The sequence below is a fragment of the Desulfobacterales bacterium genome (assembly GCA_034003325.1).
Taxonomy (GTDB): domain Bacteria; phylum Desulfobacterota; class Desulfobacteria; order Desulfobacterales; family JAFDDL01; genus JAVEYW01.
In genome coordinates this window covers 41,055-58,434 of record JAVEYW010000004.1, presented here as the reverse complement: position 1 = coordinate 58,434, position 17,380 = coordinate 41,055, and the positions used below count along the sequence as shown (strand labels likewise).

General features: G+C 53.6%; 13 protein-coding genes. 4 read left to right on the top strand and 9 right to left on the bottom strand.

What is annotated here, in order from left to right; genetic code table 11:
- Positions 1–77 precede the first annotated feature (77 nt).
- The 7 genes from RBT11_05275 to RBT11_05245 all read right to left on the bottom strand — a co-directional run bounded on the left by RBT11_05275 (position 78) and on the right by RBT11_05245 (position 6,768).
- Positions 78–542: a 3-hydroxyacyl-ACP dehydratase FabZ family protein gene (locus RBT11_05275; protein MDX9786159.1), complete on the bottom strand. Its 465-nt coding sequence runs from the start codon at positions 540–542 to the stop codon at positions 78–80.
- Positions 539–1,489 (bottom strand): acyltransferase domain-containing protein, encoded by a 951-nt coding sequence (locus tag RBT11_05270; GenBank protein ID MDX9786158.1) that lies wholly within the window; start codon positions 1,487–1,489, stop codon positions 539–541. Before RBT11_05270 ends, RBT11_05275 begins: the two co-directional genes overlap by 4 nt.
- A 3-nt stretch (positions 1,490–1,492) precedes the next feature.
- Positions 1,493–2,317, bottom strand: a complete 825-nt coding sequence (locus tag RBT11_05265) for a hypothetical protein (protein MDX9786157.1) — start codon at positions 2,315–2,317, stop codon at positions 1,493–1,495.
- 7 nt (positions 2,318–2,324) lie between these two features.
- Complete coding sequence (locus RBT11_05260) at positions 2,325–3,791, bottom strand: radical SAM protein (GenBank protein ID MDX9786156.1); 1,467 nt, start codon at positions 3,789–3,791, stop codon at positions 2,325–2,327.
- Positions 3,781–4,683 carry a lysophospholipid acyltransferase family protein gene (locus tag RBT11_05255; GenBank protein MDX9786155.1) on the bottom strand — a complete coding sequence of 301 codons (903 nt, stop codon included), beginning with the start codon at positions 4,681–4,683 and terminating at the stop codon, positions 3,781–3,783. The genes RBT11_05260 and RBT11_05255 overlap by 11 nt, the downstream gene beginning before the upstream one ends.
- On the bottom strand, positions 4,655–4,885 hold the full coding sequence (locus RBT11_05250; protein ID MDX9786154.1) for a nucleotidyltransferase domain-containing protein: 231 nt from the start codon (positions 4,883–4,885) through the stop codon (positions 4,655–4,657). Before RBT11_05250 ends, RBT11_05255 begins: the two co-directional genes overlap by 29 nt.
- Positions 4,886–5,241: 356 nt before the next feature.
- A complete protein-coding gene (locus RBT11_05245; protein MDX9786153.1) occupies positions 5,242–6,768 on the bottom strand; it encodes a Fic family protein in 1,527 nt (508 codons plus the stop codon).
- 279 nt (positions 6,769–7,047) lie between these two features.
- Between RBT11_05245 and RBT11_05240 the strand changes: the two genes are divergently transcribed.
- Positions 7,048–11,322, top strand: coding sequence for an acyl-CoA dehydratase activase (locus RBT11_05240; protein ID MDX9786152.1), 4,275 nt, complete (start codon positions 7,048–7,050; stop codon positions 11,320–11,322).
- Between the two features lie 180 nt (positions 11,323–11,502).
- Here RBT11_05240 and RBT11_05235 read toward each other — a convergent pair whose 3' ends face one another.
- On the bottom strand, positions 11,503–12,024 hold the full coding sequence (locus RBT11_05235) for a tetratricopeptide repeat protein (protein MDX9786151.1): 522 nt from the start codon (positions 12,022–12,024) through the stop codon (positions 11,503–11,505).
- A gap of 258 nt (positions 12,025–12,282) precedes the next feature.
- On the opposite strand from RBT11_05235, the gene RBT11_05230 reads away from it, so the two are divergent.
- A complete protein-coding gene (locus RBT11_05230) occupies positions 12,283–13,809 on the top strand; it encodes an AMP-binding protein (protein MDX9786150.1) in 1,527 nt (508 codons plus the stop codon).
- A 148-nt stretch (positions 13,810–13,957) separates the two neighbouring features.
- Here the strand turns inward: RBT11_05230 and RBT11_05225 are convergent, their stop codons facing one another.
- A complete protein-coding gene (locus RBT11_05225; protein MDX9786149.1) occupies positions 13,958–15,553 on the bottom strand; it encodes a sigma 54-interacting transcriptional regulator in 1,596 nt (531 codons plus the stop codon).
- A 230-nt stretch (positions 15,554–15,783) separates the two neighbouring features.
- Here RBT11_05225 and RBT11_05220 point away from each other — a divergent pair, with 230 nt between their 5' ends.
- Entirely contained in the window at positions 15,784–16,101 is a 318-nt protein-coding gene (locus tag RBT11_05220; GenBank protein MDX9786148.1) for a hypothetical protein, read from the top strand.
- Positions 16,102–16,103: 2 nt separating this feature from the next.
- Positions 16,104–17,300, top strand: coding sequence for an efflux RND transporter periplasmic adaptor subunit (locus RBT11_05215; protein MDX9786147.1), 1,197 nt, complete (start codon positions 16,104–16,106; stop codon positions 17,298–17,300).
- Positions 17,301–17,380: the final 80 nt, after the last annotated feature.

Sequence of the window (17,380 nt, the reverse complement as noted above, 5' to 3'; positions counted from 1 at the left end):
ACTTGTATATAGTTGATACTTGCGTTTTTCCTTCAGGCTTCCCGGCTTTCAAGCTTATGGCATCCGGCGAAGCCGGATTAGGCGGGAAGCTCTCCTTTCGCCAGGGATATCGAGCCCTTGGCGATACATTTGTCCGACTCAAATGCCGCCACATCGAATAAATACATGCCGGCGAATTCTTTTTTCAGTTCCGCTTCGAGACGAATCGTCTGGCCCGGCAAGGCCGGTTGATAATATTTCATATGGACACTCGCCAGAAAGACGCCTTTTCCCGCAAGGCCTTCAACCCCTTTTTCCGCCTGCAAGCGAATGCCGATTAAAATGCCGCCGGTCTGGGCCAGGGCTTCGGAAATCAGTACCCCCGGCATGACCGGATGCCCCGGAAAATGACCGGCAAAAAAGCCGCTGTCCGGATCAAGGTGCTTTTCCGCAATCACGCGGCGGTTGTCTTCCACCGATAAGATTTTGTCCACAAACAGAAACGGATCCCGGTGGGGGAGTAATCGCAGAATATCTGACAGGCTGGTTTCCGACGTGTTCAATTATTTGCCATCCTTTCAATAACGGACACAATATCTTTCACTCTGGCGGTGTGGAGGATATCGATGGCTCGATCGGTCCATCGCACGGATCTGGACAGCATGGTTCCAGGACCGACTTCAATCCAGTGGCCCGGGCCGTTGTCTCGCAAGGTCTTGATCAGATCCACCCAAAGCACGGATTGACTGAGCTGCCGGGCCATGCAGGTTTTTATGTCAAGCGGCGCTTGCACTTTTCGCAAAAATGAATAGGAAAAAATCGGCACGGTGGCGGCACGAAAAAAATCATCCGGAATTTCATTTAAAAATCGCTCGCAACTATCCGCGACAAACGGGGAGTGATAGGCTGTTTGGGCCGGCAGAAAATAGGCATCCAGGGCATCCTTTGCCCGGCATGTTTCGATGACCGAAGCGATGGCCGATCGCAGACCGGAAATCACTATCTGATGGGCTGTGTTTGCGATGGCGATGACGACGTTTCCCGTTTGCCGGCATATTTCCGCCACCTTTTCCCGGCTCAGGCCGAAAATGGCTGCCATGGCGCCGTCTGTTTTGCCGCCTTCTTCAAGTAGATTTTCCCCGGCGCTGCGGACAATCTTAAGCCCGGTTTTAAAATCAAAGCTGCCGGCCGCATAGGCCGCTGCATAGAATCCCGAGCTGTAGCCGGTAACGATGGATGGCAAAATATGTGCCGCACGCAGTACGTCCGCGATCGCGCAACTGGTTGTGTATACGGCCAGTTGCGCATTGATATCTTGGAATAATTCGGCCTCCGGTCCCTTAAAGCAAAGCCTGCTCAAGGGAAAACCGAGCAGTGAATCCGCCTGATCATAAATGTCGCGAGCCGCAGCGAAGGCCCCGTACAGCTCTTTTCCCATACCCACATGCTGAGCGCCTTGCCCGGGAAAGAGAAAGAGAGCACTTGTCGGTTTTTTTGAGAGATCGCCCATACGTCAGTTCCGGTTCAACTCACTGATATTCCGAACGGAATTCGGGATGTAACGGGATAAGTCAAAGGCATTGCCCAGGTCGGTATTGACTTGAATCTGATCCAATCGGCACTCCACCCGAAGGGAGTCGTCCGTTTTCTCCAAATGAATATGGCCGGGAATGCTCGGCAGCGCGTCCTGATGAACAAACGCATCATAAGTGACGATTTGGTCCTTTTGGTGGTGGCTTTTCAGAAGCCCGGTGTGTTTGTCCAGTATCAAAAATCCGTTTACAAGGTTCAGACGAACCGTGTCGGCGTCAATTCGAAGCGGAGAATCGCTTTTAAGGACTGTTTTTGAAAAATCCGTGAACATGCCAGCAAAGAGATTTCCCCAGGGGTCGCCGGTATGCGTCGGCACCGGCCCGCGATATAGCGTTTTTTTTGCAGGAATATAGATTTCAATTTGGTCGGAACGCCGCACCATGTCAAATACCGTTCGACCGAAAGGCCCCGTGCCCTGAATTCGAACCATCGGGCCGGCCGGGGTTTTTTGAAAAAACAGCACCCCCTGAAGAGATGACGGCCGGCCCTTGGGCGGCGGGGTCATGGAGATGGCAAAGGCCGCGGTGAAGTTCCTGATTTGTTGCTGCGCCCGATCAAGGTCGGCGAAAACTTCTGCCGCGGTTTTTCCTTCCCAACGAATACCGGAATCCTTTTCAGGGGGTGGCAGCTGCGTAACCGCGCAGCCAAAAAAGAAAATACCTGCAACGAGCAATGGGATGCCGACGCCAAGAACTCCCTTTAATCCGGACAATGCCCATCGATATGTCTTATCTGCTATCAACATGCTGTCCTTATATTTTTTCTTTTCTCAAAAGGCGTTCCGGAACGGGCTCATAATTAGATTGTACCCACTCCCGGTTTCTCGCTTCATACCAAGCGTAGCGCATGATCAGCCGATACGCCATGCGAATAAACGGGTTGGCGGAAAAAAGCATTTTCCAAAAGATAACCGGTCTTGTGTAGTACAATCGTAGGTATTTTTTTTGAAGTGCCAGAATTTGCGCCCGCGTGTAAGCCGCATTGGGCATGATCGGCGTCATGAAATTGTAGCGTGAAAAGTCAGTTTCCTCGATGCGGTTGTCTTTTACCGCCTGTGTGTGATAGCGGGTGCCGGGCAGCGGGGTGGTGATGCACAAGACCAGAAAGTCTCCGATCTCCTTGGCGAACCGGTAAATTTGCTTCAAGGATTCCTCGGTATCATGAATATCGCCGAACATGACGTTGGTCATGACCATGATGCCGTTTTCCCGAAGCAGAGAAGCCGCTTCCCGAATCTGCTCATAGGATTGATTTTTCGTATAATTTTTAAGCGTTTCCGGCGTTATGCTTTCAACCCCCAGCATCACCTCATAGCACCCCAGGCGTTTAAATTCCTTGAGTAGATCCTTGTCCCGAAGAATGTCTTTGACCCGGGACTGAAACCAAAAATCCCCTTTAAGCCCTGAATTTCCGAGCGCTTCCAGGAACGCTTCATTTCGTTGTCGGCTTTGGTTGAAGGAGTTTTCATTGAAAACGAAAAGGGATTTATCGTAGTCGCGGTGAAGCCGGCGCATCTCTTCCACCACCAGCGGTCCGCTGCGGCCGCGCCAGGAAGACTGCCAGAGCACCGCTTCGCTGCAATAGGCGCACCGGTCCCCGCAGCCTCTGGAGGTGGAAAGCCCGATGGTGCGTTTGCCCATGCCGTGCATGGAATAGGTCGGGCTGGATAGATCGATTTTATGGTAGGCGGGAAAGGGCAGGGAGTCCAGATTGGCGATCAGGGGCCTTGGGGAGGTGAAATGAATCCCTTGATCCTTTCTGTAAGCCAGGCCGCGGATGGTATCGGGATGGCCGGATCGACCGGATTTGGCCCATTGAAACAGTTCAAGAAAGCTCTCCTCGGCCTCGCCCATCACCATGACGTTGAGTTCCGGCACCTCCCTTAAAATGGCCTCGGCATTCAGCGTGAAATGCCCGCCGCCGCTCACAATCAGCGCATCGGGAAGGGTTTGCCTGACCAGTCGAACCGTATGAATCGCATCATGGTGAAAGGTTGCGGCCGAGCAGGTAATGCCGATGATCTCGTAGCGGTTTTGCTTCAGCCGGGCTTCGAGCTCTGTCCAGGGCTGTCTCAGGGTGGTAGCGTCCACCAGATCGACGTCAATCCCCTTTTCCTCCAGATAGGCCGCCAATGCCATCAATCCGGGAGACGGCATCCAGAGCCGCAGCGCCCCGAAAACCTTGTGCGGCGGATCGATGAGAAGCAGATTAGCAGCCATATTTTTCCCAAAAATCAAAAAAGTGGTACCATTGATCTGGATACCGGGCAATAATCCGCTCAAATACGGCGGCGAGTTCCTGCGTTTTTTCGGTCAGAAGCGTTAACGTGCTCACATTCGGTATTCTTCGAACGCAAATGGGTGCTTCCATCCAGGCAAGGTAATCCCCCCGGGGTTTCATAATGGTAAAGGCCGGAATGATCGGTGCCCCAGTAGCCAGGGCCAGGGCCGCGGCACCGGAAGGAAAGAGGGTCTTTTTACCGAAAAACCGCACCGTCACCTGTTTGCCGCCTTCCCAGCGATCCCCGAGCATGGCGATGATTTCATTTTGCCGCAATAGGGTTGCCAATTTGATGCTGGTTCCCCAGGAGTCCACCGTGTCGATATGAACGGTTTTGATGCCGAGAGAAGCGCGCATCGAATCCCGGAAATCCTGCACATTTGCCTCGGTATCCTTGAGGGTCAGGGCATAGATCGATTTTCCCCGTGCGGCAAAGGTTACCCCTCCCAGCTCCCAATTGCCCAGGTGAGGGGTGATCAAAATGGCGCCGTTGCCCTCGTTTAATGCCGCCATCATGTGGTGCGCCCCATATTGTTCGGGCAACAGGTGCCGTTTAAGCCGGTTCATCTGCACATAATCGGTTAGATAAAGGCCGTAATTAGAAACCGCGCGGCGAGCGGTCTGAATTACCACGGGGTCATCGGCGGGACGGTTGAGGATCACTGACAGGTTGCGGGCAAGCGCCCGGCGAATGCGTGGCCAAAACAGAAAAAACAAAGGGGAGACCGCCGCGTTTTGCCATTGCTGCCAAAATCGGGGCGTTGTGCGCGCAAACACATAAAAGAGAGCGAGGTAGAGTTTTTTATACCAGCAGACCTTTAAATTCATCATTCAACACATGAGACTGCATTTTACGATTATACAATCCGCTTTCCGCATCGATATCGCTCCATTCGTCAGCTTTGTTGTTGGCATAGGAACCAAAAAGATAGGCCTGAATAACAGTAATATCCTGCTCTCGTAACAGAGAAATATAACGTTTCACTTCCCGGTGGACTAACCGTTTATCTTTTCCACTAGCCATGGGCGTCATTTGTTGTTGCTTCACCTCTCGAGAAAACCAATTTATTGGTTTGGCGAGTTTAACCGATTGGTTGGCTTAAATCACCAAGGATTACCACATTGACCCGTTGATAACCTTTGGTGTTGTAAAACGATGCGATATCATGGCCCACCGGTGGTGGATTGTCAAGCCGGGTTTGGTATTAGGCCCTTTATCAGAAACATGCACGAAAAATCGTGTATCATTGGAGAAGGTTGTTAACTGCCAAGCATCCCAGCAGCCCAGCCGCCCAGCTTCCGGCTTTGCCGGTTTAGGGATGGCGCTGCACACTATCTGCGACATGCGATCGATTGCTATAACAACGACGATTGGAAAACTGCAACGGGCTATCTTCGGTAAGAGGGTAGGAGGCGCCCGAGAAAAGCCGCGAATGGAGCGATATCTTGTTTTACGCTGCCGCTTTCCAGCGCATCCATATAGTCGTTTCGTTTCTCCACCGGAATTACTGTCCAGGGGTATCCGCCCGCGGCAAGCATGACGTTCATCAGGAATCTTCCAATACGGCCGTTGCCGTCCATGTAGGGATGGATATAGACAAACACGAAATGCCCCAATACGACACGCACTGATGGCTCCGGTTCTTCCCGCAGCAAATCAAAGAACGCCGGCATGCAATCCCGAACCGCTTCGCACCGCGGCGGCACATGCATCGATCCGCGAATGAATACCTGATCGTTCCGGTAACCGGCGAGGTCGGAGGCCCGTAAGAGACCGGCCGTCACGCTTGGTCCGAGCATCTCGCGATACCAATCCCGGTGGTCATTTTCGCAGACCGTACCGGGGTTTTCACCTTCCAGGACATTGCGTACGCTTTTCCGAACCGCCCGATATGCCTGCCAGTATCCGCGCGCAGTCCATGCATTCCGGTGTTCGCGGTCATCCTTGTTTTCGTCCGGATTCCACTCTCCGCTTCGGACCCGTTCGATCAGTTCGGGGCTGACCCGGTACCCTTCAATGGACAGCGAGTGATAAGCATCCGTGACGTATTTATCATCGGCTTCCTCGAGATAGGCGGCAATGTTGGAAGGCCGGCCCGGGGCGGCCGGAAATTGTCTCAGGATGGGTTCCCGCATCCGCCGCCACAACAGGCGGATGCGGTTTACGTGCGGCGACCGTTCGCGGCCCAGCGGAATCGAGTCTACCGAGTCCTCGAAAGGATTTTTTTCACGTATATCGAAGCCCGCTGCTCGCATCGTTTTTATAATTTCGTCGGCAATGCGGTCACGCCCGATGTTTCGGAATGCACCCGCCAAACGGCCGGCGATGGTAGTTCGCCCGCCTTCGAGAAGCAATCCCAGCAGATCGGATGCATCGCGCGCCATCACCAGCGCCGCACGAACGTCCGTTGCGTTTTGAAGGAAAAATCCGGGTCCGCAGCCTACTAGCGCGGCGGGTACGGAGAACAGACGCAGGCCATCCCTCTCTACAACCTGCCCGGCTTCGGGCAGGGCCGCGCGCACATCGAGCAGGGACGTGCCATGCGGCAATGATGTGATCTTGTTGCGCGCTTTCGGAGAGCGTACAAGCAATTGTCGCGGGACCGTCATATTCCCCACGTGCAACAACAGCGACTGCTCGGGAGAGAGGCCCCAGTTTTTGCCGAAACGCTCCTTAAGATAGCCCGCGCAGAAGCGCCAGTACGATGCATACCACGCCGTGCTGTCACCCCCGACCTCGTCCGGGTGGACCGGAATATACCACCCCTTCATCACCTCTTGCAGAAAACCGTTTTTAATCAGGCGTTCACGGTGCGTTCGGGTAATATCGCGCGAACGTATGGCGACGATACCGAGCTCTTGCAACGCACGCAGGATTTCAAGGGATTCCGCCAGTTTTTTATGTGGATCGGCCATCTCGCATGTTCTCCTGTTAGCTTTTTATGCTGTACATTTATCAGCTAATGGTGTTGGATTTATTTTAGCCTAACTTGATGTATCATTATTAGCTTTTTATGTCAAACTAACGGTCTTCTGAAACACATAACCATATGGCCTGAGCAGTACCCTCCTCCAAAAAAATCTTTGAGATTGCATACTCGCCCCTAAGCGGATAAATTGTAAAAAGCGGCGATTCGATTATCCGTTATGTTATCGTTCTCTCAAAAATGCCGTGATCATAACAGGGAGGTTGCCATGTCATCCACCCGCGGGCTACTTGGTGTCGATATCGGTTCGGTGTCGGTCTGCCTTGTTGAAATAACCCCCGAGAAGGACATTGTTTACAGGGCGTATGCACCCCATCACGGCGATGTTAAGGGCACGATAAGAGATAAAATCCTCGCCGGCCGTGATCTATCGAGCGTTTGCGGCATTGCCGTCACCTCCTCCACGCCGGATATCATTCGCTGCACCCGAACGGTGGATAACCGGGTATCGATGATCAGCGCCGCGCGCCATTTTTACCTCCATTTCGGCTCGATTCTTTTTGTGGGCGGGGAAAAGTTCGGCATTCTTCTTTTTGATGCGGACGGCCGTTACCGGAAATTGATGACCAATACCGGTTGCGCGGCGGGAACCGGCAGCTTTCTGGATCAGCAGGCCGAACGGTTGGTCCTTTCGAATACAGAGGCGCTCAGCCGCATGGCGCTTTCGAATAAAGGCCCTGTTCCCGGAATCGCCACGCGATGCGCGGTGTTTGCCAAAACCGATCTGGCGCATGCGCAGCAGATGGGGTTTTCGCTGCCCGCCATCTGTGACGGGCTTTGTCGTGGTCTCGCCAAAAACATCGTCGATACGTTGGAGATTCATGAAGACACGCCGGACCCCATTCTGTTTACGGGCGGAGTCAGCCTCAATGAAGCCGTGGTCAACCACATCAAGGCCATTACCCGAAAAGAGGTGATTACTGCCGATACGCTGTTTTACGGTGCTTTTGGCGCAGCCCTGAACCTGCTGAGCGAAAAGGATGCGGCCGAGCCGATGCGGTTGCACGCCGTGGATGAGTTGTTTCTCCCCTCTCAAACAAGGCGCGTATACGCCTATCGTCCCCTGAAACTATTCTTGTCATCGTATCCGGATTTTTTCAGCAAGGATGCCTATGAATATGTGCATGAAAAAGACGGATCCCGGCTGACAGTGGCGGTGGATCGGTATTCTCGCCCCCCGGTCGGCGAGGGGGTTTATCTGGGCATCGATATCGGTTCCACGAGCACCAAAGCCGTGCTCATGGACAAACATAAGACCGTGCTGACCGGGTTTTACACGCGAACCGCCGGCGCGCCGATTCGGGCGACCCAGGCCCTGTTTGCCGCGATTCGGCATATGGCGGCCTCATCGGGGGCATCCTTTAACCTACTTGCTGCCGGGACAACCGGCGCGGGTAGAAAATTTATCGGCAAGCTCATCGGCGCGGATCTCGTTGTGGATGAAATCACCGCGCATGCGTTGGCTGCTGTTGAACTGGATGCGAACGTGGACACCCTGATCGAAATCGGCGGGCAGGACGCAAAATTCACCCTTCTGGAAAACGGTCAGGTCACCTTTTCCGCAATGAATAATGTGTGCGCTGCGGGCACGGGCAGTTTTATCGAAGAGCAGGCCAAACGGCTCGGGTGCCCCCTGGCCGATTTTTCGGCGGCCGCGGAGAACGTCGCGGCCCCGCTTGCCAGTGATCGATGTACGGTTTTCATGGAAAGGGACATCAATCAATATTTGGCTGAAGGATATGCCGTCAACGAGTTGCTGGCCGCCACGCTGCACTCGGTTCGGGATAACTATCTGACCAAGGTCGCCGTCGAGCGCCGGATCGGCAAGAATATTGTTTTTCAGGGTGCTACTGCGAAAAACCGGGCGCTGGTGGCCGCATTCGAGCAACGCCTTGAAAAACCCATTCGCGTTTCCCGCTATTGCCATCTTACCGGGGCGATGGGGGTCGCGCTGATGCTCTCGGCGCAACCCGTGACCCAAAGCGGATTCAAGGGGCTGCAGTTGAGCGAACTCGATATTCCCGTTCGTTCGGAGGTGTGTGAGTACTGCACCAATCACTGTAAAATCACCGTGGCGCAAGTGGACGGCGCGACGGTGGCGTACGGATTTTTATGCGGCAGGGACTACGATACCGGCAACTATGTGAGCAACAACCGTTCCGGATACGATTTGCTTAAAGACCGGAAAAAGACCTTTTCCCTTCCCTCACAACCGAAGGCGAAAGAGGGGATTACCATCGGGATTCCGGCCGTCCTTCACCTGGTAGCGGATATGCCGCTTTGGGAACATTTTTTTCACTCCCTTAACATTCGCACCCTGACCAGTGAACCATTGGCCACCGGGCTTCGGGATGGAAAGCGACTGGCGGGCGCGGAATTCTGCGCGCCCATGACCGCCATGCATGGTCATGTCGACTGGCTGCTGAAAAAGGCGGATTACGTGTTTATGCCCGTCTATTTAGAGCAGAAAGCCGAGCAGAAGGGACTGCGCCGGCAATATTGCTATTACACCCAATTTTCAACCGCGTTGGCCGCTTCTTGCGGCACGGCTACCGACGGAAAGCGCCTGCTCACCCCCATGGTACACTATCTGTACAGCAGCTTTTTTACGAAGGCTGAGCTTTACCGCATGCTTAAAGCGGTTTCAAATCGGTCCATCAGCTTTTTGGAAGTTTCGGCCGCTTATGAGAAGGCAAGGGCGTTCATGGCGGCATGCCGGTCCGAATTAAAAGCGGCCTATCAATCGATGGCGGGTGCGGCGCAGGAGGAATGGCATGCCGTATTGCTGGGCCGGCCGTACATGGTTCTTTCCAAGACCATGAATAAGGGCATTCCCGATCTTTTTGCCGCGCTGGGCGTCAAGGCCGTTTACCAGGATATGCTCTCGGTTACCGACGCGGATGTAACATCAATCGCCCCCTTGCTTCAGGAAATTCACTGGCACTATGCCGCTGAAATTCTGGCCGCCGCCGAAGTGACGGCAAAGACACCGGGCGCTTACCCCGTGCTGGTAACGGCCTTCGGGTGTTCTCCGGATGCGTTTGTGATCGACTATTTTAAAGAGATAATGAGCGCGCATCGAAAACCCTACCTCATTTTGCAACTGGACGAGCACGATTCGAGGGTCGGCTATGAAACCCGGATTGAAGCCGCGTGCCGGTCGTTTCATCATCACCATGCGCTGCATGGAAGCAACGCCTGCCAAACGGCCCTGCCGGCACCGGATTTGCGTGATGTAAAAGACAGTCACGACAAAACCCTGCTGATACCCAACTGGGATCCGCTGAGCTGCCCATTGATCGCGGCAAACCTCAGGCGCGCCGGATTGGACGCCCGCTGTCTGGAAGAAAGTGCATCAACCATTCGTAACAGTTTGAAGCATAATACAGGACAATGCCTTCCCCTGAACATCATCGCCCAGAATTTTGCGGATTATATTGAAACCCACGATTTGGATCCCGGCCGGACCATGCTTTGGTTGCCCGTGGGTCAGATTGCATGCAATTTAAGATTATATCCGCATCATATTAAAACACTTCTAAATAGCTACGGCCACGGTATGGAGCGGGCCGAGGTGTGTGTCGGCCGATTGTCGATGATCGACATCGCGCTTTTTTTGCCCATGAATAATTATTTTGCCTACATGTTCGGTGGGTACATTCGAAAAATGGGATGTAACATCAGACCCTTTGAAACAACGGTGGGCGAAACCGACCGGGTTATCGCGGACGCCGTGTCCCTTCTGACCGAGGCCTTTCTTAAAGACGACTCAAAAGAAGCGGTGATTTCGAACCTTGTGTCCCGGTTTGAAAAAATCGGCACCACGCACTCGGCGGCATCGAATCAAAGGCCGAAAGTAGCGATTTTCGGGGATTTATATGTCAGGGACAATCCCGTTATCAACCAGAACCTGATTCATTTTATCGAGGCGCACGGCGGGGAGGTGATCACCCTGCCATACAGCGAATACCTTAAAATGATTTCAAAGCTTTATTACCGGAAATGGTTTATTGAAGGGCATTTCTGGGATGCCTTTGCCTCATCGGTATGGATGGCCTCCTTAAGGCGAAAGGAAAAAATTTATTACCTGTATTTTGAACGGATTTTGAACGAACCGGAACCCGTTTACGATGAATCGGCCGAGGAAATTTTATCCCGTTACAACATGCGCATCGAGCACACCGGCGAGACGATGGACAACATTCTGAAGGTTCATTATTTGCTGAAGCAATATCCGGATATCGCCCTGTTTGTTCATGCCAGCCCGTCTTTTTGCTGCCCCGGCCTGATCACCGAGGCCATGGCCGGAAAAATAGAACGTCTTACGGGAGTGCCCGTCGTTTCAATCACCTATGACGGCAGCGGCGGCAACAAAAACGAGGCCATTATCCCCTATTTGACCTATGCGGCTCAAGGCAGCCGCCGCGAGTCGAATCGAACGCCGGTTCCCGTCCCGACGGAAAAAAGCGTTTTCAGGCATTAAACGCAGCGTTCCTTTTGTCACGAATCGGGATTATCCTTATTCGGGCGACTTTCTTATGGGAGGCATCCGCTTTAACCTAATCCGGCAAAGCCGGATGCTGGAATGCTGGGATGCATAAAAGTCATCTCTCACTTTCGGCGAATATACACGCAAAGGCGTGCATGTTTTCAGGTAAAGGGCCTATAACGCCTTAGACTGTTGCGATCGTTTCGCCTTGAGTTTATCAAGCTGTTGTAACTGCTCCGGGCTGTCGGGTTGCATTTTGATATAGGTTTCCATTTCTGAAATGGCTTTATTAAGATCCCCTCTATCCAGATAAAAATAGCTGCGGTCATTGTATACCAAGGCATCATTGGGATCTATCTCAAGGAGCTTGTCCCAATCGGCAAGGGCGTGCGCATCATCTTTAAGCCGATCATAGCAATTGGCGCGCAGGCTAAGTGCGCCGACATGATTGGGCTGTGATATTAAAATCTTGTCAGTGTTTTCGATGGCCTTTTTGGCATCTTCAGCCAAAAAATAGAAGATCGCGACGTTATAGTGGGCCATGATACGCTGCGGCTCGGAAAGCTCGCCGGATTTAATGGCGGCCAGATAACTTGTCACGGCTTTTTCTTTTTCTGATTTCTGCCATAAGTCTTCAGCCTCTCTGAATTGATCCTGCCCGCCGGCCCAACAGGGTACTGCGACCAAAAATAACATGAAACCCATGATCCAACGCATATTCCCCCTTTAAAATGAAGCGGTGCCAACCTTGATGATATTCAATGCCGGCTCAGCCTATCAACTCAATTGCGCTTCTGCCCGAAAAAGGCCGAAGCAGGTTGCGAATGGTTGTTTTTTTACAGCGTTTAGCATATCTGCATATAATGGGGAAATATTATTTTTTGGCCTATTGGTTGCGATGGAGAAAAATATAGCAGAGGGTTTGAAGTTATGCACTGGAGTGTTGGAAAAATAATGAGCAAACGGGCATCGCTGACGCCCGAAAAACCAGCCGTCATATTTGAAGATGAAGGCATTTCATACCGTGCGCTGAACGATGAGGTGAACCAAGTCGCTCACTTTTTGAAAGACAAGGGGCTGAAAAAAGGGGATCGCATTGCCGTGAATCTTTTTAATTGCCCGGAGGTTCTGGCGTGCTATTTTGCCGCCGCAAAACTGGGCCTAATTTTCGTTCCTCTGAATTTCAGAATGGTTTCCAGAGAGCTGGCCTATCAGATTAACAGCTGCGGGGCCCGGCTTCTCATATTTCATGATGAGACGCAGAATGAAGTGGCGCTGATCCGATCTTCTGTTTCAGTCGAGGCAGATAAGTTTATGTGGCTGCGATCTTTTGGAACGAATTTCGATGGTCCCCCCGACTGGGCGATGGATTATCACAAAGCGATCAGCGGGTATCCAAAGACAGAACCCACGCCGGATGCACCGATTGATTTGGATGATCCCCTTCTTATCCTGTATACTTCAGGGGTTACCGGCGCCTCGAAAGGCGCGGTCATTTCACACGGCCAAACCTATTTCAAGAGCTTTCAGTATATTTTTTTCTCCGACATGCGAGAGGACGATGTGTTTTTATCCCAGGCGCCCCTTTGCCATTCGGCGGGGCTCGCGGGTGCGGCGACAACGGGATTGTGCCGGGGCGTTACACTGCTGATGCGTAAAAAATTCGATGCCGAGCGATTTGGAAAGGACATTGAGACTTACCGCGCAACCATTGTTTTTGGTCTAACGACCATGTTTCGCTTTGTTCTGGAAACCGGTGTGCTGGACCGGGTGGACCTCAGCAGTGTGCGGGTGGTGCTCGGCGGCGGGGAAAGGACGCCGGTCACGTTGTTCGAAAAGCTTGCTGAAAAAGGGCTGTATTTACAAATGGGTTTCGGGCTGACGGAAAATTCCGCGATGACGCTGATGCCGAAAGAATTTGTTTTCCCCAAGATGGGTGCTTGCGGGTTGCCCAATTTCTTTTCGGACATGTGGGTGGAAGATGAAAAGGGCGATCGATTGCCCGCGGGGGAAATCGGCCATATCGTTGGGAGCGGTCCCAACGTGATGACCGGCTACTGGAACATGCCGGAAGAAACCGCCGCCACCATCGTGAACGGCAAGATCTTCACAGGGGATCTTGGGTATATGGATGAGAGCGGTTTTCTATACATTGCCGACAGGGCAAAAGACATGTACCGAAGCGGCGCCGAGAATGTTTATCCGGCCGAAGTGGAGCGAGTATTGGCGGATCATTCCAAAATAGAGCATGTCGCCATCATCGGCGTGCCGGATGACAGATGGGGGGAGACTGGAAAGGCTTTTATCGTTTGCAGGGAAAATGAAACGTTGACCAAAGAAGAGGTGCTGGAATTTCTCAAGGGAAAGGTGGCACGATATAAGTTCCCGATGCATGTTGAATTTATTGATTCCCTGCCGATGACGGCGTGGGGAAAAGTGAAAAAGGGGGAACTGAAATATTACCGGGATAAAAGTAATTAGTCCATTCACGACGATCGAACATTCACGACGATCGAACACCGGCTATGACGATTTTTCCATGCCCCGGGTCATCTCGCCGATGGTGAGTGGGCAGCTTTTGCGCGACACTGCGCGCGCCCTTAAATTGAAGATACAATGGCGGCTATTTTCAATTCATCACCTCCCGGCCAAAGGCGACCCCAAGCCTGCGCATGCGATTTCGAAGCGTACTGGGATGTAGGCCCAGACGGGCGGCCGCACCGTCGGCCCCCTGGATCTTTCCATTCACCATTTCCAGGATCCGCTGAATATGGGTGCGTTCCATATCCGCTAGCAGAAGGGAATTGCCGGTCACCGGCGTCGGCGGCAAAGACGGCGTTGCGGCGGGATTCCCGGGAACATCCTTGAACGCCAGGGGATGTCCCGCTCCCCGGGCCTGATGCCGGATGAGTTCCCGTTCCACGGCATTTTCCAATTCCCGGACATTTCCCGGCCAGTTGTATTGTTGCAATCTTTCGGCCACGCCGGGCGCCGGCACCGGCAGATACCGCAGCTTCATTTCCCGAGCCTTGCGTTCGATAAAATGGTGCAGGAGCGCCGGAATATCGGCCTTTCGATGCCGAAGCGGCGGAATGGTAATGGGAAATACATTGAGCCGAAACCAGAGATCTTCCCGGAAATCCCCCTTTTTGACCCATTCCGCCAGGTTGCGATGGGTGGCGGCGATGATCCGGACATCCACAGGCACCGTGCCGATACCCCCCACCCGCTCTACTTCCCGGAACTGAATAACCCGTAACAGCCGCACCTGGGCGGCTTGGGGCAGTTCCCCGATCTCGTCCAAAAAAAGGGTGCCCGCGTTGGCCCGTTCAAACCGCCCGCGTTTCAGTGCCACCGCGCCGGTGAAGGCCCCCTTCTCATGACCAAACAACTCGCTGTCCAGAAGCATCTCCGGAATCGCTCCGCAATTTACCTTGATGAGCGGGCCGTTTCGCCGGGGCGATGCATAATGGATCGCGTTGGCGATGACTTCCTTGCCCACGCCGGTTTCCCCCAGCAAAAGGACATGACTGTCCAGAGGGGCCACCTGGCCGACCATCTCCATGACGTCGCGAAGACCGAAATTCTCGCCGATGATATCCTCCCCTGAAATGCGATGGAGTTCTTCGCGCAGATAACGGTTGTCGTCCGTGAGCAATTCCTTGAGGCGAAGCACTTCCCGGTGTTTGAGGGCGTTGGACATGGCAATGGCAAAGGGATCATGAAGCAGGGCGAAACGCCGGGCATGGGCCGGCGTTATGCGATGGCGTCCGTCGGCGATGCCCCCCACAACCCCGAGTATTTCCCCCTCCATCTTGAGGTAAAGCACCATGTCCGATACGGCCCCGAAACCCAGAGCGGACGTCACCTCCCGGGCGTTGATATGGTTGCGGGAGTCTTCGTGTATCACTACCCTGCCGCCAAATGATGACATGGGCGACATCGCCCCGCTTTGCCGGGCATCCGTGTCGGGTATCTGCTTGTGGATCATGTCGATTTCCCGGCGGGAAGCCCGGCTGAGAACAATAGGTGCCTCGTGCCGGCGGACTTGGCCGTTCGTCACCATTGCGATGACGTTCACAGTCCCGCTCTCGGGTTTGTAAAGGCTCATCATCAACGTGTTGATGGGGAAAAAATCCTTTAAATACCCAAAACACCGCTCCACGACCGTGTCGATATCCAGGCTGCCGCAGATCAGTCGGGTGGCCTGGTGAAAAAATCTCATGTCATCCTGATTCATTGAACCCCTCAAAACACCATATGCGACACTATTTTATTAAAATATCTAATAAGATACTTTTAACTACCATATATGATATTTAATGCCAACACAAAAACATATCTAACTGTTATAACAAATAAATAAATTATGGCACATTTCTGGCTCAGAGTGATGTCAGGGAAAACAGATTCATCGGGAAATCCCCCTGAATCATTGCAAGACAAGGAGAGGCCATGCAGGCAATAGAATTAATCAGTCTTCGACTCCACAACAGCAAGGACGGCCCACTCGTAGAAAGCACCCTGGAAAAGATCATTTTATTACAGAGCGTTGGTAAAACACCACCGGTCCACTTCGAACTGTTTCAAAATCCCGTCATCCCCAACGATTGGCTGGTTCTGGTTCAACGGTCAGCGGGATGCGCCACTGTCGACAAGTCAATTCCGGCCGCTTCGCTGGCGGAATCATTTCGCCCCCTGGGCCGTACCCACCATGCGGTATGGGTATCGGTTCAAAGCCGTACCCAAACGCCGGTGGCGCAAGGAGGATGATCATGCAATCGAAAATGGGTAATACATCGGCTTATCACCGGGGAATCAGCACCCTCGCCGCTTCACTCGGCATAGGGGGCTTGATCTGCCTGATACTCGCGTTCACCGTAGGCTGTGACCGCGCGGACAGCGCAGGGGCGGCTACGCCCCGGGAACGGCCCAGGCCGGTCCAAGCCGTTCAGTTGGTGTCCGCCGCGGGGGTGTCGCACCGAACCTTTCCCGGCGCCGCCCAAGCCCTGCGTGACACGGATTTGTCCTTCAGAGTGGGAGGCCCCCTGGTGACACTGGCGGCCGAAACCGGCCGCCATGTGGCCAAAGGAACCATCATCGCCCGGATTGATTCCCGGGATTTCGAGGTGCAACTGCACACCACGCAAGCACGGCTGGCCGCCTCCCGGGCCTGCCTGGAGGAAGCGACCCTTCAGTTTGAGCGATACGCCAAGCTCGTCAGGGAAAAGGCATCTGCCAAAGCCACCTATGATCGGGTAAAGGCGGCCTATGAAACGGCTCAAGCCCAGGTCGCCGAGGATACCCGAAGAGTGGAAACCGCCCGCAATGCCCTGAGCGACACCGCGCTTTCGGCACCCTATGACGGGTATATTCATCACAAGTACGTGGAAAATTATGAGACCGTCGCTGCCGGCCAACCGGTAGTTTCGATGGTCGATCTGTCCGCCATTGAAGTCGGTGTCGCCCTTCCCGAAAATTTTCTGCCTATAGTGAATCAATTCCGTTCCTTTTCCTGCCGGTTTGACGCCCTTCCCGGCGCCTCATTTACCGCTTGCTTAAAGGAGGTTGGTAAGCAGCCGAACGCCACCACCCGGACTTACCCCATGACCCTGGTTCTGGAACCGGGAAAAGCGCGTACCGTTCCGCAGGTGCGGCCCGGCATGGCCGCTGAAGTGACCATTACCATCGCCTGCAATGATAATGACGCAAGATGCTTTATGGTGCCGGTGACGGCTGTTGCCAATGATTCGGATCACCAAAGCTTTGTCTGGCTTCTGGATAATGAGAAGCAGGCGGTACAACATCACCCCGTGACCGTCACCGGCGTGACGGACCACGGCCTATCCATCACCGGGGATCTGAAAGCCGGCCAGTGGGTGGTGTCCGCGGGGGTTCATTACCTGACCAACCACCAGCGTGTTCGCCTGCTTCAGCCTCCCGGTTTAAGTAACGTGGGAGCGGAACCCTGACATCAGGGAATCCTCGGCCTTGGATGGGCCGCCGGATGCTTTTGACATCGCTATGGCACACGCAACCCGCGACTCTCGAC

Bases quoted from the DNA above. Each gene is read 5' to 3' on its own strand.
- RBT11_05270 (MDX9786158.1), bottom strand. From the start codon at position 1,489: ATGGGCGATCTCTCAAAAAAACCGACAAGTGCTCTCTTTCTCTTTCCC.
- RBT11_05265 (MDX9786157.1), bottom strand. From the start codon at position 2,317: ATGTTGATAGCAGATAAGACATATCGATGGGCATTGTCCGGATTAAAG.
- RBT11_05260 (MDX9786156.1), bottom strand. From the start codon at position 3,791: ATGGCTGCTAATCTGCTTCTCATCGATCCGCCGCACAAGGTTTTCGGG.
- RBT11_05255 (MDX9786155.1), bottom strand. From the start codon at position 4,683: ATGATGAATTTAAAGGTCTGCTGGTATAAAAAACTCTACCTCGCTCTC.
- RBT11_05250 (MDX9786154.1), bottom strand. From the start codon at position 4,885: ATGACGCCCATGGCTAGTGGAAAAGATAAACGGTTAGTCCACCGGGAA.
- RBT11_05245 (MDX9786153.1), bottom strand. From the start codon at position 6,768: ATGGCCGATCCACATAAAAAACTGGCGGAATCCCTTGAAATCCTGCGT.
- RBT11_05240 (MDX9786152.1), top strand. From the start codon at position 7,048: ATGTCATCCACCCGCGGGCTACTTGGTGTCGATATCGGTTCGGTGTCG.
- RBT11_05235 (MDX9786151.1), bottom strand. From the start codon at position 12,024: ATGTTATTTTTGGTCGCAGTACCCTGTTGGGCCGGCGGGCAGGATCAA.
- RBT11_05230 (MDX9786150.1), top strand. From the start codon at position 12,283: ATGAGCAAACGGGCATCGCTGACGCCCGAAAAACCAGCCGTCATATTT.
- RBT11_05225 (MDX9786149.1), bottom strand. From the start codon at position 15,553: ATGAGATTTTTTCACCAGGCCACCCGACTGATCTGCGGCAGCCTGGAT.
- RBT11_05220 (MDX9786148.1), top strand. From the start codon at position 15,784: ATGCAGGCAATAGAATTAATCAGTCTTCGACTCCACAACAGCAAGGAC.
- RBT11_05215 (MDX9786147.1), top strand. From the start codon at position 16,104: ATGCAATCGAAAATGGGTAATACATCGGCTTATCACCGGGGAATCAGC.